At 69.4% G+C, this 23,147-nt stretch carries 21 protein-coding genes; 13 read left to right on the top strand and 8 right to left on the bottom strand.

Going from position 1 to position 23,147, the window contains the following annotated elements; all coding sequences use genetic code 11:
- Nucleotides 1–49 precede the first annotated feature (49 nt).
- From ACIBGM_RS17560 to ACIBGM_RS17575, 4 genes are all read left to right on the top strand, one after another.
- Nucleotides 50–1,303 carry a DUF6350 family protein gene (locus tag ACIBGM_RS17560; RefSeq protein ID WP_396386222.1) on the top strand — a complete coding sequence of 418 codons (1,254 nt, stop codon included), beginning with the start codon at nt 50–52 and terminating at the stop codon, nt 1,301–1,303.
- A gap of 10 nt (nt 1,304–1,313) precedes the next feature.
- Nucleotides 1,314–1,946, top strand: coding sequence for a phosphoribosylglycinamide formyltransferase (gene purN / locus ACIBGM_RS17565; RefSeq protein ID WP_360537605.1), 633 nt, complete (start codon nt 1,314–1,316; stop codon nt 1,944–1,946).
- Complete coding sequence (purH, locus tag ACIBGM_RS17570; protein WP_396386170.1) at nt 1,943–3,502, top strand: bifunctional phosphoribosylaminoimidazolecarboxamide formyltransferase/IMP cyclohydrolase; 1,560 nt, start codon at nt 1,943–1,945, stop codon at nt 3,500–3,502. The genes purN and purH overlap by 4 nt, the downstream gene beginning before the upstream one ends.
- Before the next feature lie 582 nt (nt 3,503–4,084).
- The gene (locus ACIBGM_RS17575) at nt 4,085–4,660 is read left to right on the top strand and encodes a dihydrofolate reductase family protein (protein WP_396386171.1); all 576 of its coding nucleotides are present in this window, start codon (nt 4,085–4,087) and stop codon (nt 4,658–4,660) included.
- 26 nt (nt 4,661–4,686) lie between these two features.
- On the opposite strand, the gene ACIBGM_RS17580 is transcribed toward ACIBGM_RS17575, so the two are convergent.
- From ACIBGM_RS17580 to ACIBGM_RS17590, 3 genes are all read right to left on the bottom strand, one after another.
- The gene (locus ACIBGM_RS17580; RefSeq protein ID WP_396386172.1) at nt 4,687–5,160 is read right to left on the bottom strand and encodes a GNAT family N-acetyltransferase; all 474 of its coding nucleotides are present in this window, start codon (nt 5,158–5,160) and stop codon (nt 4,687–4,689) included.
- A 4-nt stretch (nt 5,161–5,164) separates the two neighbouring features.
- Complete coding sequence (locus tag ACIBGM_RS17585; protein WP_360537597.1) at nt 5,165–5,398, bottom strand: DUF3017 domain-containing protein; 234 nt, start codon at nt 5,396–5,398, stop codon at nt 5,165–5,167.
- Nucleotides 5,399–5,540: 142 nt separating this feature from the next.
- The gene (locus ACIBGM_RS17590) at nt 5,541–6,398 is read right to left on the bottom strand and encodes a bifunctional methylenetetrahydrofolate dehydrogenase/methenyltetrahydrofolate cyclohydrolase (protein WP_360537595.1); all 858 of its coding nucleotides are present in this window, start codon (nt 6,396–6,398) and stop codon (nt 5,541–5,543) included.
- A 193-nt stretch (nt 6,399–6,591) separates the two neighbouring features.
- Here ACIBGM_RS17590 and ACIBGM_RS17595 point away from each other — a divergent pair, with 193 nt between their 5' ends.
- Both ACIBGM_RS17595 and ACIBGM_RS17600 read left to right on the top strand, forming a co-directional pair.
- A complete protein-coding gene (locus ACIBGM_RS17595; RefSeq protein WP_396386173.1) occupies nt 6,592–7,578 on the top strand; it encodes a pirin family protein in 987 nt (328 codons plus the stop codon).
- Nucleotides 7,579–7,652: 74 nt separating this feature from the next.
- Nucleotides 7,653–8,597 (top strand): hypothetical protein, encoded by a 945-nt coding sequence (locus ACIBGM_RS17600; protein ID WP_360538524.1) that lies wholly within the window; start codon nt 7,653–7,655, stop codon nt 8,595–8,597.
- Between the two features lie 2 nt (nt 8,598–8,599).
- Here ACIBGM_RS17600 and ACIBGM_RS17605 read toward each other — a convergent pair whose 3' ends face one another.
- Nucleotides 8,600–8,914 (bottom strand): cupin domain-containing protein, encoded by a 315-nt coding sequence (locus tag ACIBGM_RS17605; RefSeq protein ID WP_396386174.1) that lies wholly within the window; start codon nt 8,912–8,914, stop codon nt 8,600–8,602.
- Between the two features lie 70 nt (nt 8,915–8,984).
- On the opposite strand from ACIBGM_RS17605, the gene ACIBGM_RS17610 reads away from it, so the two are divergent.
- Nucleotides 8,985–9,932 (top strand): helix-turn-helix domain-containing protein, encoded by a 948-nt coding sequence (locus ACIBGM_RS17610; RefSeq protein WP_396386175.1) that lies wholly within the window; start codon nt 8,985–8,987, stop codon nt 9,930–9,932.
- On the opposite strand, the gene ACIBGM_RS17615 is transcribed toward ACIBGM_RS17610, so the two are convergent.
- The 3 genes from ACIBGM_RS17615 to ACIBGM_RS17625 all read right to left on the bottom strand — a co-directional run bounded on the left by ACIBGM_RS17615 (nt 9,899) and on the right by ACIBGM_RS17625 (nt 12,793).
- Complete coding sequence (locus ACIBGM_RS17615) at nt 9,899–10,534, bottom strand: phosphotransferase (RefSeq protein WP_396386176.1); 636 nt, start codon at nt 10,532–10,534, stop codon at nt 9,899–9,901. The genes ACIBGM_RS17610 and ACIBGM_RS17615 overlap by 34 nt on opposite strands.
- Nucleotides 10,535–11,800 carry a glycoside hydrolase family 18 protein gene (locus ACIBGM_RS17620; protein WP_396386177.1) on the bottom strand — a complete coding sequence of 422 codons (1,266 nt, stop codon included), beginning with the start codon at nt 11,798–11,800 and terminating at the stop codon, nt 10,535–10,537.
- A gap of 90 nt (nt 11,801–11,890) precedes the next feature.
- Nucleotides 11,891–12,793, bottom strand: coding sequence for an SDR family oxidoreductase (locus tag ACIBGM_RS17625; protein WP_396386178.1), 903 nt, complete (start codon nt 12,791–12,793; stop codon nt 11,891–11,893).
- A gap of 131 nt (nt 12,794–12,924) precedes the next feature.
- On the opposite strand from ACIBGM_RS17625, the gene ACIBGM_RS17630 reads away from it, so the two are divergent.
- The 6 genes from ACIBGM_RS17630 to ACIBGM_RS17655 all read left to right on the top strand — a co-directional run bounded on the left by ACIBGM_RS17630 (nt 12,925) and on the right by ACIBGM_RS17655 (nt 21,876).
- Nucleotides 12,925–13,803: a LysR family transcriptional regulator gene (locus ACIBGM_RS17630; protein ID WP_396386179.1), complete on the top strand. Its 879-nt coding sequence runs from the start codon at nt 12,925–12,927 to the stop codon at nt 13,801–13,803.
- A 9-nt stretch (nt 13,804–13,812) separates the two neighbouring features.
- Nucleotides 13,813–14,523, top strand: a complete 711-nt coding sequence (locus ACIBGM_RS17635) for a transporter substrate-binding domain-containing protein (protein ID WP_396386180.1) — start codon at nt 13,813–13,815, stop codon at nt 14,521–14,523.
- A gap of 169 nt (nt 14,524–14,692) precedes the next feature.
- Nucleotides 14,693–15,166, top strand: coding sequence for a hypothetical protein (locus tag ACIBGM_RS17640; RefSeq protein ID WP_396386181.1), 474 nt, complete (start codon nt 14,693–14,695; stop codon nt 15,164–15,166).
- 91 nt (nt 15,167–15,257) lie between these two features.
- Entirely contained in the window at nt 15,258–17,786 is a 2,529-nt protein-coding gene (locus ACIBGM_RS17645; RefSeq protein WP_396386223.1) for a S8 family serine peptidase, read from the top strand.
- A 105-nt stretch (nt 17,787–17,891) separates the two neighbouring features.
- Complete coding sequence (locus ACIBGM_RS17650; RefSeq protein WP_396386182.1) at nt 17,892–18,512, top strand: hypothetical protein; 621 nt, start codon at nt 17,892–17,894, stop codon at nt 18,510–18,512.
- Between the two features lie 115 nt (nt 18,513–18,627).
- A complete protein-coding gene (locus ACIBGM_RS17655) occupies nt 18,628–21,876 on the top strand; it encodes a S8 family serine peptidase (RefSeq protein ID WP_396386183.1) in 3,249 nt (1,082 codons plus the stop codon).
- A gap of 123 nt (nt 21,877–21,999) precedes the next feature.
- Here the strand turns inward: ACIBGM_RS17655 and ACIBGM_RS17660 are convergent, their stop codons facing one another.
- The gene (locus tag ACIBGM_RS17660) at nt 22,000–22,992 is read right to left on the bottom strand and encodes a malate dehydrogenase (RefSeq protein WP_360537952.1); all 993 of its coding nucleotides are present in this window, start codon (nt 22,990–22,992) and stop codon (nt 22,000–22,002) included.
- Between the last annotated feature and the right edge of the window lie 155 nt (nt 22,993–23,147).

Genomic DNA, 23,147 nt, shown 5'->3' on the forward strand with positions numbered 1-23,147 from the left:
TTGTCGGTCGCGCCGGAACCGAGCGAAGCGAGGTGAAGGTGTGACCGACATGTTGAGCCGTCCGGGCGCCCGTGACGGCGAACCACACGGTGGGCAGAATAATGCGCCCGGGCCCGACGTCACCGCTCCAACGAAGCCGGTGGTCCTGTCGGCAGTGATTTCCGCGGGCGCGTGCCTGCTCACCGGGCTGCTGACGTGCGCTGCCGTGGCCGTGATCGGCTGGCTGGCCGCGACCTTCGGTGGTGCGTCCGGAGCCATCCGTGCGGGTGCGTCCGCCTGGCTGGTCGCGCACAAGGCCGGTGTGACGCTCGGCAATGGTTCGATCACGATCGCGCCGCTCGGGCTGACCCTGTTCCTCGGTTGGTGTCTGTACCGCGGTGGCAAGTCCGCTGCCCGGAACAGCGCCGCGGACCGGACCAAGGACCTGATCCTGCTGTCCGGCACGTTCGCGTTCGTCTACGGCCTGGCTGCGCTGATCATCGCTCTGCTCACGGCTGACGGCTCGGTGCGGGTCTCTCCGCTGTCTGCGTTCCTCGGAGCGGCGTCGTTGGCTCTCGTTGCCGGGGCTGCCGGCGTACTGGTCGAGTCCGGTGCGGCTGAGGACATCGCCGACGCGACTCCCAACGGGCTGCGGGACGCAGTGCCGGCTGCGGCTTCCGCCGTACTGACCGTGATCGCGATCGCTTCGCTGCTGTACGGCGTCCTGCTGGCGATCCACTTCTCCCGGGTCACCGGGATGCTGGAGCTGCTGGACGCCGGGGTGGTCGGGTCGGTCGTGCTGTTCGCGATCTGCCTGATGCTGGTGCCGAACATGATCCTGTACGTCGTTTCGTTCCTGGCCGGCCCCGGATTCCAGCTGGGCGTCGGTACGACGATCGCCCCGACCGGGGTGGACGTGGGGAATCTGCCTGCGCTCCCGCTGCTGGCCGCCGTACCTGCGGATGGCGCGACGCCGACGTACCTGCTTGCGCTGACCGCACTGGTTCCGCTGGTTGCCGGTGTGGTCGCGGGGCTCGTTGTGGCTCGGCGTGGGTTGGCGGACCAGGACTCCGACGCGCTGGGGTGGGACGCGTTCGCGCTGCGTGGCGGTATGGCGGCTCTTCTCGCCGGAGTGATGCTCTACGTGCTCATGGCGCTGTCCGGTGGCTCTGCTGGGCCCGGGCGGATGTCAGCCGTGGGGATCCCGGCCGCGCTGCCGGCGGCCGGCGTACTGGCCGCTGGAATGGCGATCGGGGCCGCGATCACGGCTGCGCTGGTCGCCTCCCGCCGACCGGCTGACGGCGAGGCGGACGCCGGGCGATAAGCTTCGGGCCGTGACAGACCCGGTTGCGCCCGCTCCCGAACCTGCGCGGCTCGTCGTGCTGATCTCGGGCTCGGGGTCGAACCTGCAGGCCCTCCTGGACGCTGCCGCCGATCCGGCGTACGGCGCCCAGGTCGTCGCCGTCGGCGCCGACCGGGAGGGGATCGCCGGGCTGGACCGGGCCGCCGCGGCCGGGGTGCCGTGCTTCGTGCACAAGGTCAAGGACTACCCCGAGCGGGCCGACTGGGACCGGGCGCTGACTGCGTCGGTGTCGGAGTACAAGCCGGACCTGGTCGTCTCGGCCGGGTTCCTGAAGCTGGTCGGCGACGACTTCCTGGCTGCCTTCGGCGACCGGTACATCAACACCCACAACGCGCTGCTGCCGGCCTTCCCCGGCATCCACGGCCCGCGGGACGCGCTCGAGTACGGCGTCAAGGTGGCCGGCGCGACCCTGTTCTTCGTCGACGGCGGGGTCGACACCGGGCCGATCATCGCGCAGGTCGCCGTACCCGTCGAGGACGACGACACCGAAGAAACCCTGACCGAGCGGATCAAGGAGGTCGAACGCCGCCAGCTGGTGGACTGGGTCGGCCGGCTGGTCCGCGACGGCTGGACCATCACCGGACGAAAGGTTCGACTGAAGTGAGCACCGACCGCAGGCCGATCCGCCGGGCGCTGATCAGCGTCTACGACAAGACCGGTCTGGAGGAGCTCGCGTCCGCGCTGCACACTGCCGGTGTGCAGCTGGTGTCGACCGGCTCGACCGCGGCCCGGATCGCGGCAGCCGGGGTCCCGGTGACCAAGGTCGAGGAGCTGACCGGGTTCCCCGAGTGCCTGGACGGCCGGGTCAAGACCCTGCACCCGATGGTGCACGCCGGCCTGCTGGCCGACGTACGGCGTGGTGAGCACGTCGAGCAGCTGCGCGAGATGCGGGTCGAGCCGTTCGACCTGCTGGTGAGCAACCTCTACCCGTTCACCGAGACCGTCGCCTCCGGCGCGTCGGTGGACGAGTGCATCGAGCAGATCGACATCGGCGGCCCGTCGATGGTCCGCGGCGCCGCCAAGAACCACGCGAACGTGGCCGTCGTGGTGTCGCCGACGCGCTACCCCGAGATCGTGGCTGCGCTTGCCGAAGGTGGTTTCTCGTCGGAGCAGCGGCAGCGGCTGGCTGTGGACGCGTTTGTGCACACGGCGTCGTACGACGTGGCCGTGGCCTCCTGGATGGGCAGCGTGGTGAGCGACACGTCCGAGGGGACCGGGTTCCCGGCGTGGGTTGGCGCGACGTGGGAGAAGTCTTCCGTGCTGCGGTACGGCGAGAACCCGCATCAGCCGGCCGCTTTGTACGTGAACGGCCGGGGTGGGCTGGCGGCTGCGGAGCAGTTGCACGGCAAGGAGATGTCGTACAACAACCACGTCGACGCCGACGCTGCTCGTCGTACGGCGTACGACTTCAGCGAGCCTGCGGTTGCGATCATCAAGCACGCCAATCCTTGTGGGATCGCGGTCGGGAAGGACATCGCCGAGGCGCATCGGCGGGCGCACGAGTGCGACCCGGTGTCGGCGTACGGCGGTGTGATCGCGACCAACGCTCCGGTCTCGGTTGACATGGCCAAGCAGGTCGCGGAGATCTTCACCGAGGTGCTGGTGGCGCCGGCCTTCGACGACGGCGCTGTTGAGATCCTGCAGGGTAAGAAGAACATCCGGCTGCTGGTTGCGCCTCCGGTGTCTTCCGCGGAGAAGGTCGAGATGCGGGCGGTCAGTGGCGGGTTGCTGCTGCAGCACACCGACCGCTTCCAGGCGCCCGGCGACGACCCGTCGTCGTGGCAACTCGCCGCCGGTGAGGCTGCTTCGCCTGAGGTGCTTGCCGACCTCGCGTTCGCTTGGAAGGCGTGCCGGGCGGTCAAGTCCAACGCGATCCTTTTGGCCTCCGGCGGTGCGTCGGTGGGTGTCGGCATGGGGCAGGTCAACCGCGTCGACTCCTGCCGCCTCGCGGTGTCGCGCGCAGGCGAGCGGGCTGCCGGCTCGGTGGCCGCGTCGGACGCCTTCTTCCCGTTCCCTGACGGACTCGAGGTCCTCATCGAATGCGGCGTCAAGGCAGTCGTCCAGCCTGGCGGCTCCATCCGCGACGAAGCCGCCATCGAGGTCGCGCAGAAGGCCGGGATCACCATGTACTTCACGGGGACCCGCCACTTCTTCCACTAACTGGTTCTCTCCCACGCGTGCTGCGCCGGGGCTCCTGCGTCGCCCCGGCTACGCGCGCTCCCACCCACCCGGATTCGTGTGGGCTGTCGCCCACGTGGGCGGCTGTCGCCCGCGGTTGCGCGCTGTCGCGCTCGGGTGAGGGCGGGGTGGGCGCTTGTCCTGCCGTGCAACTGCCTCACGGCAGGCCGGGGGAAGCCTCACGTGCTCCGACCCAACCCGATTGCGCGTGGGCTGCCGCCCACGTGAGTGGGCTGCCGAGCACCCGGACGAGGTTCTGCTGACCGGCGTCCGCGTTTGTGCGTGGGGGACGGCGAGGTCGGCGTCAGTCGGCAGGAAGGTCTGCCGCGCGGCGACAGCAGTCGGACTGACGTGTGTTGCGTGCGGGTGACTGCGGGGGCGGGCTGCCGAACAACTGCCCAGCGGTGACTGCGGTCGGCGCCGGGTGGGTGAGCAACTGTCTGCCAGCGGTTCGGCGTGTGGCCCCGCAATACCTCCGGCAGATGCTGTCGGATCGGACCATAGGTGTTCGTAGCAGGGTTGAGAGGTGCCCAGGAGGGCGCCGGCGTACCTGAGGAGGACATCATGACTGCGACCTACACCTTCGACGTCTTTTCGACCCTCGACGGCTTCGGCGCCCACACGGGCGACTGGGGCGGCTACTGGGGTAAGCAAGGGCCGGAGTTCCTCGAGCAGCGATTCGCCTTGTACGGCGAGAAGCAGCGGATGGTGTTCGGGGCGAACACCTCCCGGGCACACGCAGAGATGCTTGCCGCGAGCACCGAAGACTCCGAGATCCACGACCCATGGGTCACGCGGATGTACAACCTGCCGGCGACGGTGGTGTCGAACACGCTGCAGGCGCCGCTCGACTGGCCAGACGCGACGGTGGCGAGTGGCGATGCGGTCGAGATCGTTGCCCGACTCAAGGAAGAGTCCGATGTGCCATTGCGGTCGCACGGCAGCCTGTCGCTCAACCGGACGCTGATGGCGGCCGGCCTGGTCGACCTCGTGCACGTGACGCTGTTCCCGGTGATCGCCGGACAGACCGGAGCGGACCCAATCTTCAAGGACGCAGCCGATTTCGACCTCGAGCTGATCGAGAGCCGCACCTTCGACGGCAACACCCAGGAGCTCATCTACCGCCCGACCCTGCACTGACCCGATGTTCGAAAGCTCAGCCGCCCTCAGCGAGAGAAGGTCTGGCGGTAGGCGAGTTGGTGGCCGTCGGCGCGGGTTTGGCCGTCAGGGTGCCAGCCGGTGGATTCGTAGAAGCGTTGGCCTTGCGGGTAGTTGGCCAGGGTCCAGAGGATTGCTTCCGGGTACGCGGCGGCCAGGGCCTCGAGGGCGGTGTTCATGAGGGCGGTGCCTACGCCAGAGCGCCAGTACGGCGGGTCGACTGCGATCGTGTCGAGTTCGCCGAGCTGTGGATCGATGGGGTCGCGGCTGGGGCAGATGCCGGTGAAGCCGGCGATGACGCCGTCATGCTCGGCGACCAACCAGCGGCCGGTGGTCAGATCGTCGGCCCAGCGGGCGATACGCGCGTCGTCGAGGACGGCTGGTGGCATCAGTTCGCCGAACCCTGCGTTCCAGGAGTCGACGTAGATGTGCGTGATCCGCGGAGCGTCCTCGACCAGGGCTGGGCGGATCGCGATGCTCATGCGGTCAGTTCGGGACGATCAGGCCGAGGGTGGCGATCGCGGCGCCCACCGCGACGAGGAGGGCGGTGTCGAACATGCGGCCGCGGACGTGAAGCAGGCCGGCGGCGGTGTCGGAGAGGGTGGCACGGAGGAGGCCGGCCAGGAAGACGCCGCCGGCGAAGATCAGTACGCCGTTGCGCCAGTTGTAGAACGTGAGTACGACGAGACCGGCCGCGCCCACCAGCAGGGACAGGGCCAAAGGCCACTCGCTCCGCCGCTGAGCCTCCCCCGCCATCAGCACGCCACGCCCACTTCAGCCGGCACGCCGAACGCCCGAGCCGCCACGCTCGCTTCGGCCGGCACGCCGTACGCCCGAGCCGGCACGCCGTACGCCGGGCCGGTCACTGGGCGAGGCTCGATTCGGCGGCTTCTACCACGTTGGTGAGGAGCATGGCGCGGGTCATCGGGCCGATGCCGCCGGGCATGGGGGCGATCCAGGCGGCCTGCTCGCGGGCGGCGGGGTCGATGTCGCCGACGATCTTGCCCTCGGGGCTGCGGCTGGTGCCGACGTCGAGGAGTACGGCGCCGGGCTTCACCATGTCGGCGGTGATCAGGCCGGCCGACCCGGCGGCGGCGATCACGATGTCGCCGGTGCGGACCTGGGCGGCGAGGTCGGTGGTGCCGGTGTGGCACTGGGTCACGGTCGCGTTCTCGGACTTGCGGGTGAACAGCAGGCCCATCGGCCGGCCCGCGGTGACGCCGCGGCCGACGACGACCACGTGGGCTCCGGCGATCGGTACGTCGTACCGGCGGAGGATCTCCACGCAGCCCTTCGGGGTGCACGGGAGCGGGCCGTCCTGGCCGAGGACGAGCTTGCCGAGGCTGACCGGGTGCAGGCCGTCGGCGTCCTTGGCCGGGTCGATCAGGCCGAGGATCGCGTTCGTGTCGACGTGCTTGGGCAGCGGGAGCTGGACGATGAAGCCGGTGCAGTCCGGGTTCTCGTTGAGTTCGGTGACCTTCGCGGCGATCTCGTCCTGGGTGGCCTCGGCGGGGAGCTCGACCTGGATGGACGCGATGCCGACCGCAGCGCAGTCCCGGTGCTTGCCGGCCACGTACGCCCGGCTGCCCGGGTCGTCACCGACCAGGATCGTGCCGAGCCCGGGCACCACGCCCTGCTCGGCCAGCTTCGCGACCCGGACCTTCAACTCGTCCTTGATCGCCGCCGCCGTCGCTTTGCCGTCCAAGATCTGCGCTGTCACGGGGACAGGGTAGTTGCGGACCGCCAGGCCATCACAATCAGCCCTCGGCCGAGCGGCCACGCGGCAGCCCGGCCGAGCGCGTCAGTTGTGATGGCCTGGCGGTCCGCAGCAGCCGGTGCCCGGGAATGGCCCCGCCCTTGCCGTGGTTGAGCGAGATAGTTTATTCTTTAACTAACCGAGCAAGGAGAACGCCATGCCCGCCGTGACCGTCAGCGACATCACCGTGCTGCCCCGCATCCACCAGCCGGACCCGGCCGTCGCGACCGAGCGCGCGGTCCGCTCGGTGACCTCGGCCCCGAGCGGCTACGAGGGCGAGGGCTTCCCGGTCCGGCGTGCGTTCGCCGGTGTCGACCTGCGCGACCTGGACCCGTTCATCCACATGGACCAGATGGGTGAGGTCGAGTACGCGCCGGGTGAGCCGAAGGGCACTCCTTGGCACCCGCACCGCGGCTTCGAGACCGTCACGTACATGCTCGACGGGATCATGGAGCACCAGGACTCCAACGGTGGCGGCGGTGTCATCTCCAACGGCGACACCCAGTGGATGACGGCGGGTTCGGGCCTGCTGCACATCGAGACCCCGCCGGAGCACCTGGTGCTGAGCGGCGGCCTGTTCCACGGCATCCAGCTCTGGGTGAACCTGCCGAAGGCGCAGAAGTGGGCCCCGCCGCGCTACCAGGACATCCGCGGCGGCGACTCGGCGCTGCTGTCCACGCCGGACGGCGGCGCGCTGATCCGGGTGATCGCGGGCACGGTCGACGGCCACGACGGCCCCGGCTCCACCCACACACCGATCACGCTGGTGCACGCGACGGTCAGCCCGGGCGCCGAGATGGTGCTGCCGTGGCAACCGGACTACAACGCGCTGGTCTACGTGCTCGCCGGTCAGGGCACGGTCGGCGCCGAGCACCGCCCGATCCGCAAGGGCCAGCTGGCCGTCTTCGGCCCGGGCGACACGATCCGTACGGCGGCCGGCACGTCGCAGCCGCAGGCCGAGCCGAACCTCGAGGTGCTCGTCCTCGGCGGACGGCCGATCCGGGAGCCGGTCGCGATGGCCGGGCCGTTCGTGATGAACACCCGCGCCGAGGTGATCCAGGCCTTCGAGGACTTCCAGGCCGGCAAGCTCGGCAGCATTCCCGCGGTGCACGGCGCCCCGACGGAACTGCGCAGTACCGAATAGCCGCGACCTGGACTTCCGGTACCCCCGGATCTACCTTGCCAGCAAGGGGAAACGGGGGTTACAGGGGGTTCATCATGTCGCGTTTCCGCAAGCTCGCGCTCATCGTGTCCGCGGTGGCACTGACCGTCGCCGCGGCCGCGCCGTTCCCGGCGTCGATCCCGCTGCCGAACGACTTCGCGCCGGAAGGCATCGCCACCGGCCCGAAGAACACGTTCTACGCCGGATCGCTCACCAGCGGGGACATCTACCGCGGCAGCCTACGCACCGGGAAGGGCGCGATCTTCGTCGACGCCCCGCCGGGACGGCAGGCTGTCGGGTTGAAGGTCGAACGAGAGGCGAAACGGCTGTGGGTCGCCGGCGGCCTGCAGGGTAAGGCGTACGTGTACAGCACCCGCGACGGCAGGACGGTCGCGGACCTGACCCTGACAGCAGCGCCCAACTCGTTGATCAACGACGTCGTGGTGACGAAGCGCGCCGCGTACTTCACCGACAGCTTCAACCCGGCGCTCTACAAGGTCCCGATCGGGAAGCACGGACGGATCGGCTCGCCGCAGACGATTCCGCTCACCGGACCCGCGGCGGCGATCATCGGGGAACTGCCCAACCTGAACGGCATCGACGCCACACCCGACGGCCGGACGCTGATCGTCGGGCACACGCCGCTCGGCGCCCTGTTCCTGGTCGACCCGAAGACCGGAGTCAGCCGTGCCATCACCATCACCGGCGGAGCTCTCACGCCCGACACCGTGGACGGCATCCTGCTCGACGGCAAGACCCTGTGGGTGGTGGAGAACTTCGCCAACCGGCTGGTCAAGATCAAGCTCAGCCCCGACCTGACGAGCGGCCGGATCACCGCGGCCGTCACCGACCCGCTGTTCCGGGTTCCCGCCACAGTGGCGGAGAGCGGCAACCGGCTCGCGCTCGTCAATGCCCGCTTCGACCTCGGCTTCCCGCCGCCGTTCGGGCCGGGAGCGCCGCCCGGGACGGACTTCGACGTGGTGCAGATCCAGAAGCCCTGAGGTCAGCCCTCGGGGTAAAAGACGAAGAGGGTGCATCCCGCAACCGTCTGTGGGATGTGCGACGACCCGGCCGGGCAGTGGATGAACGACCCGGCCGGGTAGTCCCGGATGCCGTCGTTGAAGACGCCGTCGACGACGTACACCTCCTCCGGTCCCGGCTCGTGTACGTCGATGCCTTCCCAGCGGGAGCCCGGGTCCATCTCGAGCACCTGCGCTGACGCGCCCTGAGGACCGGTCCACAACGAGCGCAGCCGGATGCCGGGGAAGAGCTCGCGGACCGGAGTGTCCGCCACAGCAGTGAATTCGAAGTTGTCCACAGCCCGATCCTCGGCTGTCCACAAGCTTTCCCACAGTGTCTGGATAGTCATCGTCAGGTACTTTTAAGCCATGCATCGCGTCGTCGCGTTGGTGAACGGGCCGCAGGCAAGCTTCGAGCTCGGGTGCGCGGCCTCGGTGTTCCGCGGGGACCGGTACCGGTTCAGCGTGTGCACCGAGCGGCCCGGCCCGATCCGGACGACCGAGGGCTTCGACATGCTGGTGCGGTCCGGCCTGCGCGCGCTCGATCGCGCCGACACCGTCGTCGTACCGGGTTGGCTGCCTGTCGAGCGGCAGCCGTCGGAGGCCGTCGTGCGCGCGCTCCAGAAGGCGCATCGGCGTGGCACGCGGTTGGTGAGCATCTGCTCGGGGGCGAGAGTGCTGGCTGCGACCGGGTTGCTGGACGGGCGCCGGGCGACGACGCACTGGCGGTACGCCGATGAGCTCCAGCGCAGGTATCCCGCCGTACTCGTGGATCCGGACGTGCTCTACATCGACCACGGGGACGTCGCGACGAGCGCCGGCTCGGGCACCGGGATCGACCTGTGCCTGCAGTTGATCCGCAACGATCACGGCGCCGCGTACGCCGCTCAGATCGCCCGGCGGATGGTGATGCCGCCGCATCGAGAAGGCGGCCAGGTTCAGTACCGGATCGAGGAGACCCGGCAGACCGAGTCGCTGGGCGCGCTGCTGGACTGGGCGACCCAGCACCTCGCCGACCCGCTCACGCTCGACGACCTCGCTGCCCGGATCAACGTCTCACCGCGGACGCTCGCCCGCCGCTTCGCGGACCAGCTCGGGATCGCGCCCGGCCAGTGGCTGCTCGCCCAGCGCATCGCCCGGACCCGAACGCTCCTCGAGGACACCGACCTCCCGGTCGAGACGATCGCCACCCGCGTCGGCCTCTCCTCGGCCACCAACCTCCGCCGCCGCTTCCACGCCGCCTTACGTACGACGCCCAGCGCCTACCGCCGCGCCTTCCGCGCTCAGAAGTTGCCGGAGTTGTCCAGGTCGACGTAGGACGCGATCCGGGGGTCGTCCGGGTCGGCGCCGTACGACTCGACGAAGTGGCGGGCGGCGGGGAGGCCGCCGTACTGGGGGTTGAGGGTGCCGGAGAGGCTCTTGAACATCAGGGCGAGGTCGAGGTAGCGGTCGCCCGTGCCGAGCCGGCTGAGGTCCAGGACGCCGGCGAAACGCAGCGTCGACGGGTCGATGAAGACATTCGGCGCGCAGTAGTCGCCGTGGGTCACGGCCTCGGTCCGGCCGGGGAACGGCGAGTCGAACGGGCAGTCCGCCAGCTCGTCGAGCGCACGCAGCCCATCGGCCAGCGCAGCCAGCACCGCCGGCCGGTCGGCGGCCGGCCAGTCCTGGGAGGCGTCCCGGCCCGCGAGCTCCGTGGTCAGCAACCAGTTGTTGCCTCGATCAACGATGCGCGGGCACGGGAATCCGGTCGCGCCCAGCCAGGCGAGCCGGTCCGCCTCGTCGTCGACGCCCGGGCCGGCCTTGTAGAACAGGTGTTCCGAGCCGCGGTCCAGCCGGACCACGGTCGCCGCCGACATGCCGAGGTGGATCGGCTCGGCGCTGTGCGCGCCGAACCGATCCACGAGTGCGTTCAGGTCCACTCAGCGAAGGTTACGGTGCAACGCCTTGATCAGCTCGCCATTTTCGGTGTCGCCGTCGAGCGACCAGATCATCGCGCCGCCCAGCTCGCGCTGCGAGACGTACTGCGCCTTGCGCTTCATCTCGACCGGGTCGTCCCAGGTCCAGAACGTCGTACCGTCGAACAGCCAGGCGAATCCGGCCTGCTCGTCGCGGTGCACGGTGAAGCCGGCCAGCTTCGCCTTCAGCAGCCGGTAGTCCTCGTAGCCGGCCTCGTAAGTCGCCGGCGCCGGTCCGGTGGCCGGCTGGAACAGGCCGTTGTTCTGGTTCGTCACGCCGGTCCAGCCGCGGGAGTAGAACGGCACTCCCATCACCAGCTTGCTGCGTGGCGCGCCACGGGACAGGTAGGCGTCGATCGTCACCTGCGAGCTGAACTCGGCGGTCGACGGGTCGCCGGCCGGGCCGTCGATCGCGGACTGCTGGTTGGTGATCGGGTCCCACGAGCCGTGGTAGTCGTAGCCCTGCGTCGTCCCGAAGGTCAGGTCCTTGAACAGCTTCTTGACCTCGAACCCACGGTCGACCTGCACCGGGTTCGCCGGCAGGAACGCGGTCAGGTTGTAGCGGTTGGGCCACGACAACCGGTCGAGCTGCCTGCGGTACTCGCGGACCAGCGCGGTGAAGTTCTGCTTGTCCTCAGGACGGATCACGTTGCCCGGGTTGCCCTCGCTGGCCGGCCACTCCCAGTCGAGGTCGATCCCGTCGAAGACACCCTTCGCGGCGCCTGCGGGCAGCCCCGGGAGGTTGCCCTTCAGCCACAGGTCCAGGCAGGACTTCACGTGCGCGGCCCGCGACTCCGGCGTGAGCGCCGCGTCGGAGAAGTACTTCGAGCCGGTCCAGCCGCCCAGCGAGATGCTGATCCGCAGCTTCGGGAACTTCTGCTTCAGCTGCTTGAGCTGGTTGAGGTTGCCGTTCAGTGCTTGGCCCGGCTCGTCGGCCTTGCCGCTGACGCTCTGCTCGGCCGTGAACGGCCGCTGGTAGTCGGCCCACGGATCGCTGCTGATGCAGGTCCCGTGCTCGTCGACGAATCCGAACGCGTAGTTGATGTGGGTCAGCCGCTCGGCTGTCCCGTTCTTGATCAGATCGCTGACCAGGAAGTTCCGGTCGTATCCACTCCAGTTGGTGTAGTACCCCACCACTCGCTTGCTGCTGTGCGCCTCGGCCGGTATGGCGGTCAACCCCGCCAGCACCGTCGCAGCCGCTACCAGCAACCCAACACTCCGACGCTTCATCTGACTCCCCATCGGGCGGTTCAGGTAACCAAGTGGCGCCGACTCTAGGACTCCTCGGACGACTTACGCAATGACTCTGCTGAAAGATCGTCAGGAAAGTTTCCTACCTGTTCGGAAGTAGTGCCCCTTCTCGAGGTCGGCGATCAGGCCCGGATGGGTCGGGTGCCAGTCGAGAAGCTCCTGGGTCCGGGCGCTGGAGGCAGGCGCGTCGAGGGTGGCGAACCCGGCCAGCCAGCCGAAGTGGGCGGGATCCTCGACTGCGGTGACCGGGAGGTCGAGGTGACGGCCGATCACCTCGGCGATGTCGCGCAACGGGATGCCCTCCTCGCCGACCGCGTGCAGCCGCGACCCGGCCGGCGCCGACTCGAGGGCCAGCCGGTAGAGGCGTACGGCGTCGAGCCGGTGGACGGCCGCCCAGCGATTCGTCCCGTCACCCGGGTACGCCGAAACGCCTTGCGTGTGGGCGATATCGATGAGACCGGGAACGAAACCGTGGTCGCCTTCGTCGTGCACGGTCGGCGGGAGCCGCAGGACGGACACCCGCACGTCGTGGTCGACGTACGACAGGGCGACGTCCTCGTTCTCGCGCCGGCCGTTGGTGGGGACGTTCGGGTCCGGCCGGCTGTCCTCGGTGGCGATGTCGTCGCCGCCGACCAGGCCGGTCCCGGACGTGACGACGAACGGTTTGCCGGAGCCGGTCAGGGCCTCGCCGATCGCCTCGATCGCCCGCCGGTCCACCTCGACGGACGCGGCGAAGTTGGCGAAGTCGTGGATGAAGGCTGTGTGGATCACGCCGTCGGCCGCGGCGGCCGCCGTACGCAGGCCATCGAGGTCGGCAAGGTCGCCGCGGTACACCTCGGCGCCGGACGCGGCCACAGACGCGGCGCCCTCATCGGACCTGGCCAGGCCGACGACCTGGTGGCCGGACCCGATCAGCTCGCGGACAACCGCGGACCCGACGAAACCGCTCGCGCCGGTGACGAAAACACGCATGGAAGCAACTCCTCGAAGAAGGGGAAGGTGCTTCCATCGTGTGATCGCGATCGGCCGCGATTCCAAAGCTTCTTTCGTATGGCGCAATACGTTTCAGGCATCACCGCAGCTCAACCGCCTATGCTGACCGCATGCCCTCCGATCTCGACCTGCGGCTCGTGCGGTACTTCACCGTCGTCGCCGAGCAGCGGCACTTCGGTCGCGCCGCGGCGGAGCTGCACATCACCCAGCCGTCGCTGAGCCGGCAGATCCGTAGCCTCGAGCAACAACTCGGCGCCCGCCTGCTGGACCGCACGCCGCAGGGCAGCCGGCTGACCGAGGCCGGCGAGGTGTTCCTGCCGCGGGCTCAGGCGCTGCTCCGATCGGCCGCCGAAGCAACCGCCGCCACTCAGGCTGCCGCCTCGCCCAGCCGGATCGTCATCGGGTACACGACCAACCTGATCGTCACCCCGGTCGCCCGGGAGCTCCGCCGCCGGCACCCCGAGGCCGACGTACAGGCCGTCCACATCGGCTGGAACGAACCGCACTCGGCGCTGACCGAGCATCGGGTCGACGCGGTCGTGGCCCGGCTCCCGTTCGCGACCGACCGGCTGCACGTCACCGTCCTGTACGACGAGCCGCGGGTGCTGATGGTCCCGCTGGACCACCGCCTGGCCGGCAAGGAGTCCGTCACCGTCGACGACATCGCGGACGAACCGCTGCCCCGGCTGCCCGACGCCGAGTGGAACGCCTTCTGGCGCATCGATCCGCGGCCCGACGGCAGTCCCGCGCCGGACGGCCCGTTCGTCAAGGACGTCGAGGACAAGCTGGAACTGATCGCCGCCGGTCAGGCGGTCGCGATCGCACCAGGCGTCGTCGGCGGGCACCGGCTCCGGCCTGACATCACCTTCGTCCCGCTGGAGGGTGTCGAGCCGAGTCACGTCGTCCTCGCGACCCGAGCGGGCGACCGCAGCCGCCTGGTCGCGGACTTCCGCAAGTACGCCGAGGCCCTGCTGCGACCTGGCGAGTAGGGTCGCGGCATGACGAGTGTGCGTGCGGACCTGGCGCCGTCGGGCGTCCTGCGGGCGTCCATCAACCTGGGTAACCCGGTGCTGGCCCAAGGCACCCCGGCGGAACCGGCCGGGGTGACCGTCGACATCGCGCGCGAGCTCGCTCGCCGCCTCGAGGTGCCGCTGGAACTGGTCTGTTTCGACGCTGCCCGCAAGTCGTTCGAGGCGCTCACCACCGGCCAGGCCGACATCTGCTTCCTCGCGATCGAGCCCGCCCGGGCCGACCAGGTCGCGTTCACCGCGCCGTACGTGATCATCGAGGGCGTCTTCGCCGTACGGCGGGAGTCCGGTCTGCGGACCCTGGCCGACGTCGATCGGGACGGCGTCCGGATCGGGGTCAAGCGTGGTTCGGCGTACGACCTGTACCTGACCCGCACGGTGCAGCACGCGACCGTCGTCCGTGGCGACGAGGGCACCGACATCTTCCTGGCCGAGGACCTGGAGGCTGCCGCCGGTATCCGCCAGCCGATCACCCGGTTCGTTGCCGAGCACCCCGAGGTGCGGCTGATCGACGAGCGTTTCATGGAGATCCGGCAGGCCGTCGGCACCACCAAGGACCGCCACCCCGACACGGTTGCCTACCTCCACGCCCTGGTCGAGGACCTCAAGTCGAACGGCTTCGTCGCCGACTCCCTGACCCGCTCGAACCAGCCCGACGCCGCCGTCGCCCCGCCCGCATAGCGCTAGCTGCCCGATCGAGCCGGGGTCCTTGCAGCTTCATGCCAAGGCAGGGGCTTCGCGCAACCATTTGGTCTGGTCCAGACATCTAACGGTGAGTGGCAAATCGGCTCCGCTGTGTGAGGTGGCCGATCCGCCGACGTGAGGACAACCGAAACGGGAGGGACTCATCGTGCGATCCATCAACCGATCGCGGCGCTTCGGCCTGGCCGTCGCCGCGATCGCGGCCGTGAGTACCGGGCTATCCGGCCTGGCTCAGGCAGCACCACCGCAGGACCAGCTCAAGGCCCACGCCGTGAAAGCGAAGGCCGCCGATCAGCACGTCACGCTGGTCACCGGCGACCGGGTGACCCTGTACGGCGGCGACCCGGCCCGGGCCGCAGTCACGCCGGGACCCGGCCGCGACAAGATCACCTTCAGCACCCACCGCACCAAGGAGCACCTGTACGTCGTGCCTTCCGACGTCCAGGACCAGCTCGTCAGCGGACGGCTGGACCGCCGGCTGTTCGACGTGACCGGCCTGATCAAGGACGGGTACGACGACAAGTCGTCCAAGGCGATCCCGGTCGTCGTGACCTATGCGGGCAAGGCCCAGTCGCGGTCCGCGGCGCCGGGAGCGACGGTGACCCGCAGTTGCCGGTCGTGAACGGCGCCGCGATGAAGGTGGACAAGGCCAAGGCCAGGTCCTTCCTGACCGGCGTGACCTGGTCGGGCACGGCACCCACGTCGCGTCGACGATCGCCGGCACGGCGGCGGCCTCGAACGGCAAGTACAAGGGCGTCGCACCCGACGCCAAGCTGTACGACGGCAAGGTGTGCGAGCTGGGCGGTTGCCCGGAGTCCGCGATCCTCGGCGGCATGGAGTGGGCCGCGAACGAGGTGAAGGCGAAGGTCGTCAACCTCAGCCTCGGCGGCACCGACACCCCGGAGGTGGACCCGCTCGAGGAGGCCGCCAACCGGCTGACCGCGCAGACCGGCACGCTGTTCGTGATCGCGGCCGGCAACGACGGCCCGGGCGAGAGCACGGTCGGTTCACCCGGCAGCGCCGACGCCGCGCTGACCGTCGGTGCGGTGGACAAGCAGGACAAGCTGGCCGACTTCTCCAGCCGCGGCCCGCGGGTCGTCGACGGCGCGGTCAAGCCGGACGTCACCGCGCCGGGTGTCGCCATCGTGGCGGCCAAGGCGAAGAAGTCGGTGATCGGCACCCCGGTCGGCGACCAGTACCTGATGCTCGACGGCACGTCGATGGCCACCCCGCACACCGCGGGAGCCGCGGCGCTGCTGGCGCAGGAGCACCCGGAATGGAAGGCCGGTGAGCTGAAGGGCGCGCTGATGGCGTCGGCGAAGCCGGCCGCCGACCAGAGTGCCTTCGAGCAGGGCGCGGGCCGGATCGACGTGGCCCGCGGCATCAAGCAGTCCATGATCGCCGAGCCGGGCAGCGTGTCCTTCGGTACGGCGCTCTGGCCGCACGACGACGACACCCCGGTGACCAAGACGCTGACCTACCGCAACCTCGGTGACCAGCCGGTGACGCTCGACCTGACCGCGACCCTGAACGGTCCGGACGGCGCGCCGGCTCCGGCCGATGCGCTGAAGCTGAGCGCAACCACCGTCACTGTTCCGGCGGGCGGGACCGCGTCGGTGCAAGCCACGTCGAACACGAAGCACAGCGGTCCGGACGGCGGCTACTCCGGCCGGATCACCGCGACCGGCGGTGACGCCACGGTGCAGTCGGCGATCGGCGTGAACAAGGAGAAGGAGAGCTACGAGCTCACTGTCAACAGCGTTGGTCTCGACGGCAAGCCGGCGGCTCCGTCCGGGCTGGTCTTCGGGATCGACTCCAACCTGTTCACCTTCTTCGGGACCGCGACGGCCAAGTACCGGCTGCCCAAGGGGGAGTACCTCGTGCAGGGCGACCAGTTCGTCGAGCGGCCGGGCGGCGAGGAGTTCGACATCTACTCGGTCGTCCAGCCGAGCATCAAGCTGACCGAGAACACCACGGTCACTCTCGATGCGCGGTCCGCGAAGCCGGTCAAAGTCACCGTGCCGCAGGCCGATGCCTCGGTCGCGGTCGCCGACGTCGGCTACGACCGGATCTCGCCGGACGGCATGCGTGGCCTGAGCTCGTCGGCCTTGCTGTTCGACTTCGCCGGTGTGCACACCGCGCAGGTCGGCGCGGCGCTGCCGCCGGAGCAGATGACCGGCCATGTGGCGTCGCAGTGGGCGAAGGCGGGCGAGAACGGCTCGTTCGCGAACTCGCCCTACCTGTACGGTCAGGTCGACTCGACGCCGGGGCGCTTCCCGACCGGGCTCGTTCGCAACGTCAAAGCGAAGGACCTCGCCGTCGTCGAGCAGAGCATCAACGCGACCTCGGACCGGCAGGTCGAGCGGACGGTGCACGGCCAGGCGCCGTACATGGGTGGATCCTGGGCGATCATCCTGCCGTACGACGTCCCGGTGCAGATGAAGCTGTTCGTCGACGACAAGCCGGCGCACTGGCAGACGGTCGTCGAGGAGGTCGAGCCGAGCACCGACCCGGAGGACCCGTTCCCGATCACGATCAGCCGGCTGAGCTCGCCGGACCGTGAGTACAAGGCGGGCACGACGTACCGGGAGCGGTACAACGCGGCCGCTTTGACGTCGACGCCGGAGGTCGCGATCCGGGTCGGCGACGAGCTGCTGCTGTCGGCCTTCTCGCTGTCCGACGCCGATGGCAACAAGGGGTTCGGGGTCATGGACACCCAATCCAGCAAGCTGATCCGGGACGGGCAGGTCGTCGCCGAGTCGCCGTACTTCGGCTACATCGAGGCGACCGGTCTGCCGGCGGAGAAGGCGACGTACACGCTGGAGTCCTCGCAGACGCGGCCGTCATGGTCGACGTTCAGCACCAGGACCGACCTGAAGTGGACGTTCACCTCGGGCGAGACGGCCGAGGAGACGCCGCTGCCGATGCTCGGTGTGCGGTTCCAGCCGAAGGTGAACAGCCACAACGTCGCCGAGCGCAAGCCGGTGACCGTGCTGCCGGTCGTCGTCGACGCCCAGCCGGGCGCTGCCCTGCCGGGGATCAAGAAGGTGGAGATCCAGGTCTCCGGTGACGACGGCAAGACCTGGCAGAAGGCCGCGGTCGCACCCACCGGCAAGGGTACGTACAAGGCGATCTTCGCGACGCCGAAGGACGCCAAGTCGGTGTCGCTGAAGGCTCACCTGATCGATGCCCAGGGCAACGTCACGGACCAGTCCGTGATCGGTGCCTACGCGATCGGATGACGAATCCCTACCGGGCAGAGAAGAAACCGCAATCAACCCTGACCGGTTCGCCCGCGTCAGACTCCTCGAGAGGGCTCGATCGGGCCACTGACTCGGGGAGGAACCATGGGGTTGAGGAAGAAAAGACTCCCGCTGGACGTCAGCTCGGCGATGACGTCCGGTCGGCTTGACCGCGGCTGTCCGACGTCTCCGGCCGACCGGAGCGTCACCCGGCTCTACCGGGACGGCAAACTGTTGGCCGGCGACGACACCTGGGCCGGGCAGTTGTTGGTGGAGAACGCGCCGGCGGCGAAGGCGTCGTACCGGCTGGAGATGTCGTTGCAGCGGTCGCTGATGCAGTTGGCGACGCGGGTCGACCACGTGTGGACGTTCACCTCGCAGGACACCGGCGGCGACAAGGCGGTGCTGCCGCTGCGGTCTGTGGAGTTCCGGCCCGACGTGGACGCGAACAACGCGGTGGAGCGGAAGACGGTGACCCATCTGCCGTTCGCCGTGGTCAACCAGCCGGGCGCGAAGGTGCCGGGGATCCGATCCGTTGCAGTGCAGGTGTCCGGCGACGGCGGCAACACGTGGCAGCGAGCGATCGTCGTACGGCGAGCCGACGGCACCTACACCGCGGTCTTCAAGACCCCGGCGGCGAAGGTGATGTCACTGCGATCCGTGGTCGTCGACCGCGACGGCAACACCGCGACCCAGACGGTGATCAACGCGTATCGGAACCGCTGACGGCTTTGCGACACGGTGCAACCCAGAGGCGGGTTCGGTCCGTCAACCCGCGTAGTGACACCGACTTCTGGGAGGGCCCGTCGTGGCTTTCAGCTCGATATCGAGAAGCAGAGCAGTGCCCGCGGTCGCCTTGCTGGCGACCGCGGGCCTGATGGCGGCCGGTGTGGGAGGACCGGCGCAGGCAGCGGTCGCGGTGAATGCGCCTGCGGCCGCCGTAGCGAAGGACGTGCAGGTCACGTTGATCACCGGCGACAAGGTGACGCTGCGGGGCGGTGACCCGGCCAAGGCGACGGTCGAGCCCGGCGCCGGGCGGCAGGACATCGGGTTCAACACCTACCGAACCAAGACGCACTCCTACGTGATCCCGGCCGACGTCCACAAGACAGTGGCGGATGGGCGGCTGGACCGCCGGCTGTTCGACGTGGCAGGCCTGATCAAGGACAGGTACGACGACGCGTCGTCCAAGGCGATCCCAGTCGTCGTGACCTACGCGGGCAAGGCCCGGCAGCGGTCGGCAGCGCCGGGAGCGACGGTGACCCGTCAGTTGCCGGTCGTCAACGGCGCCGCGATGAAGGTGGACAAGGGCAAAGCTGCGTCCTTCCTAACTGGTGTGACCTCGGCTGCGGGTGTGCAGAAGGTCTGGCTGGACGGCAAGCGTGAGATCAGCCTCGACCAGTCCGTGCCGCAGATCGGCGGACCGGTGGCCTGGCAGGCCGGCTACACCGGGAAGGGCGTGTCCGTCGCCGTCCTGGACACCGGGATCGACTCCACCCACCCGGACCTGGCGTCGCAGCTGGCCGGTGCGCGGAACTTCACCGGCGAGTCCGCCGACGACGTGGTCGGTCACGGCACCCACGTCGCGTCGACGATCGCGGGTACCGGCGCTGCGTCCGACGGCAAGTACAAGGGCGTCGCGCCGGACGCGAAGCTGTACGACGGCAAGGTGTGCGAGGTCTGGGGTTGCGACGAGTCCGCGATCCTGGTCGGGATGGAGTGGGCCGCGACCGAGGTCAAGGCGCGCGTGGTGAACCTGAGCCTGGGCGGCACCGACACCCCTGAGGTGGACCCGCTCGAGGAGGCCGTCAACCGGCTGACCGCGCAGACCGGCACGCTGTTCGTGATCGCGGCCGGCAACGGCGGCCCCGGCGATCGCACGATCGGCTCGCCGGGCAGCGCGGACGCGGCGCTGACGGTCGGCAACGTCGACAAGCAGGACCAGCTCAACTTCCGGTCCAGCCGGGGGCCGCGGGTCGGTGACGGCGCGGTGAAGCCGGACGTGACCGCGCCCGGCACCGACATCGTCGCCGCGAAGTCGAAGAACTCGTCGATCGGCGAGCCGGTCGGCGACAGCTACCTTCGGCTCTCGGGTACGTCGATGGCCGCACCGCACACCGCGGGCGCGGCGGCGCTGCTGCTGCAGGAGCACCCGTCCTGGACGCCGGGACAGCTGAAGGGCGCCTTGATGGGCTCGGCCAAGGTGATGGCCGACCAGACGTCGTTCCAGCAGGGGGCCGGGCGGATCGACCTGACCGCCGCGATCAAGCAGACCGTCGTCGCCGAGCCGGGCAGCGTGTCGTTCGGCGTCGCGTCGTACCCGCACAACGACGACGAGCCGGTCACCCGCGACGTCACCTTCCGGAACCTCGGCACCCAGGCCGTCACGCTGTCCCTCGCGGCTGTGCTCAACGGACCGGACGGTACGGCGGCACCCGCCGAGGCGCTGCGGTTGAGCTCCGACGCGCTGACCGTTCCGGCGGGCGGCACTGCCTCGGTCCAGGCGACCTCGAACACCAACCACGCCGGGACGGACGGGTTGTACTCCGGGCGGATCACCGCGACCGGTGGCGACGTCCCGGTCGTCGTACCGATCGGTGTGGAGAAGGAGGCCGAGACCTACACGCTCACCATCTCGACGACGAAGCCGGACGGGACACCGAGCGACCTCCCGACCACGGTCGTCGGTATGAGCAACGACGTGTTCGACTGGTTCGGCGACGACGACGGGACGGTGCAGGTCAGGTTGCCGAAGGGCGAGTACCTGCTCGACCAGTTCCAGGAGTTCGAGCTGGCGCCCGAGGACTACGGCTTCTACAAGCTGGTCGCCCCGCGCGTCCAGCTGACGTCGGACCAGACCGTCGTACTGGACGCTCGGAAGGCGAAGGTCGTCACCACCACGGTCCCGCGGGCGGACGCCGAGCAGGCGAACTCCGACGTCGGGTACGACCGAGCCTCGGCCGACGGGGAGCGCGCGTTCTGGAGCACGATGGCGGGCTTCCGGTTCGGGCGGGTGTTCACGGCGAGCACCGGGCCCAAACTGCCGGCGGCTGAGCTGACCGGGCACGTCACGTCGGAGTGGGGTGTGCGCGGGGACGGGTTCTTCACGAACACCCCGTATTTGTACGGGATCGCGAACCACCAGCCGGGTGAGTTCGTCACCGGGTTCCACCGGGATGTTCGGCAGGCGGAGCTTGCTGTCGTCGACCACACGGTGAACGCGACGAACGATCAGCAGGTCCAGAAGATGATCTGGCCGGTCATGCCCGAGGTCGGCGCGGTCTTCGCCCGCGTGCTGCGGCTCGATGCGCCGCGCACGCTGCGCTACTACCTGGACGAGACTGCAGGCGGCTGGACGAGTGAGCTCGGGGCCGTCGGAAGGCCGATCGGCGACTGGCTGCTGCAGGGGTCGGCCAAGCGGTACGAGGCTGGGCAGAGCTATCGCGAGCGGTGGAACGCGGCGTCGTTCGTGCCGTCCGTTCGGGAGGTCAGCCGGGACGGTGCGGGGCTGGTCGTGTCGGTCCCGAACTACGCGGACGCCGATGGACACGTGGGGTGGATACGGACGGACGCCGCGAGCAGCAAGCTCACGCGGGACGGGGTTGAGGTTGCGACCTCACCATCGTTCGGTTCTGTGTCGGCGACTGGGCTGCCGGCTGAGAAGGCGTCGTACACCTTCGAGACCACGGGCACGCAGACGGTCCACGGCTTCTCGACTCGCACGGATCTGGTGGCGACCTTCAGCTCGGGCGCGACCGCCGCGAAGACGTTGCTCCCACTCCGCACCGTCAGGTACCAGCCGCCGGTCGACGCCCGGAACACCGCTGAACGCACGCCAGTCACCGTCCTCCCCATCCTTCTGGACGGCGCCCCCGGCGTGACCCTCCCACCCGTGAAGAAGCTGACCCTCCAGGTCTCCGGAGACGGCGGCGCTACTTGGACCCCGGCCCCGGTCATCCCCTCCGGCTCCACCTACAAAGCCGTCTTCCCAACGCCCGCCGGCTCCACCATCTCCCTCAAAACAACACTCGAAGACACCACCGGCAACACCACCACCCAAACCACCCTCGCCGCCTACCAACTCCGCTGACCCCGCGCCCCCGGGCTCCGCCCGGGGACGCGGCAGGTGGGGTAGGCCGCGGGGTGCCCCTCATACAGCTCGGCTCCTCCGCCCGGAGGGCGGAGGAGCCGAGTGTTGTTCTTGTTGTTGGAGTCAGCCGATGAGGCCGAGGGACCGTACGGCGTCGCGTTCTTCGGCGAGCTCGGTGGTGCTGGCGTCGATGCGGGTGCGGGAGAAGTCGTTGATGTCGAGGCCCTGGACGATCTCCCAGTTGCCGTCCTTCGTGGTGACCGGGAACGACGAGATCAGGCCCTCGGGTACGTCGTACGAACCGTCGGAGACGACCGCCATCGACAGCCAGTCGCCGTCGGCCGAGCCGCGCAGCCAGTCGCGGGTGTGGTCGATGGTCGCCGCCGCCGCGGACGCCGCGGAGGACGCGCCGCGGGCCTCGATGATCGCCGCGCCGCGCTTCTGCACGGTCGGGATGAAGTCGCTCTCGAGCCACGCCTGGTCGTTCACGACCTCGGCCGCGTTCTTGCCGGCCACCTCGGCGTGGAAGATGTCCGGGTACTGGGTCGCGGAGTGGTTGCCCCAGATCGTCATCTTCTTCAGGTCGGTGACGTGCACGCCGGTCTTCTTCGCCAGTTGGGCCAGCGCGCGGTTGTGGTCCAGCCGGGTCAGCGCGGAGAACCGCTCGGCCGGGATGTCCGGGGCGTTGCTCTTCGCGATCAGCGCGTTCGTGTTGGCCGGGTTGCCGGTCACGGTGACCCGGATGTCGTCCGCGGCGTGCTCGTTCAGCGCCTTGCCCTGGACGGTGAAGATCGCGCCGTTCGCCTCCAGCAGGTCGCCGCGCTCCATCCCCTTGGTCCGCGGCCGGGCGCCGACCAGCAGCGCCACGTTCGCACCGTCGAAGATGACGTTCGGGTCGTCGCCGATCTCCACCCCGGCCAGCGTCGGGAAGGCCGAGTCGTCGAGCTCCATCACGACCCCCTCGAGCGCCTTCAGCGCCGGGGTGATCTCCAGCAGTCGCAGCTCCACCGGCGTGTCCGGGCCGAGCAGCGCACCGCTCGCGATCCGGAACAGCAGGCTGTAGCCGATCTGACCAGCGGCCCCGGTAACGGCCACCTTCACCGGTGTAGTGCTCACGACACGCTCCTCGAACTCTTGTGACAGTGTGCTTCGGACGCTAGCAAGCCCCGTGCGTGCTACCAACGCTGGGGGACCCACGACTTGCTCACATCGCGGGGAATCGTTCACCGCGCGGACATCCGGTGGTCTTCGCAGTATCCAAGGGTGTCTTC

Source organism: Kribbella sp. NPDC050470 (assembly GCF_044458365.1).
In the GTDB taxonomy this organism is placed as follows: Bacteria; Actinomycetota; Actinomycetes; order Propionibacteriales; family Kribbellaceae; genus Kribbella.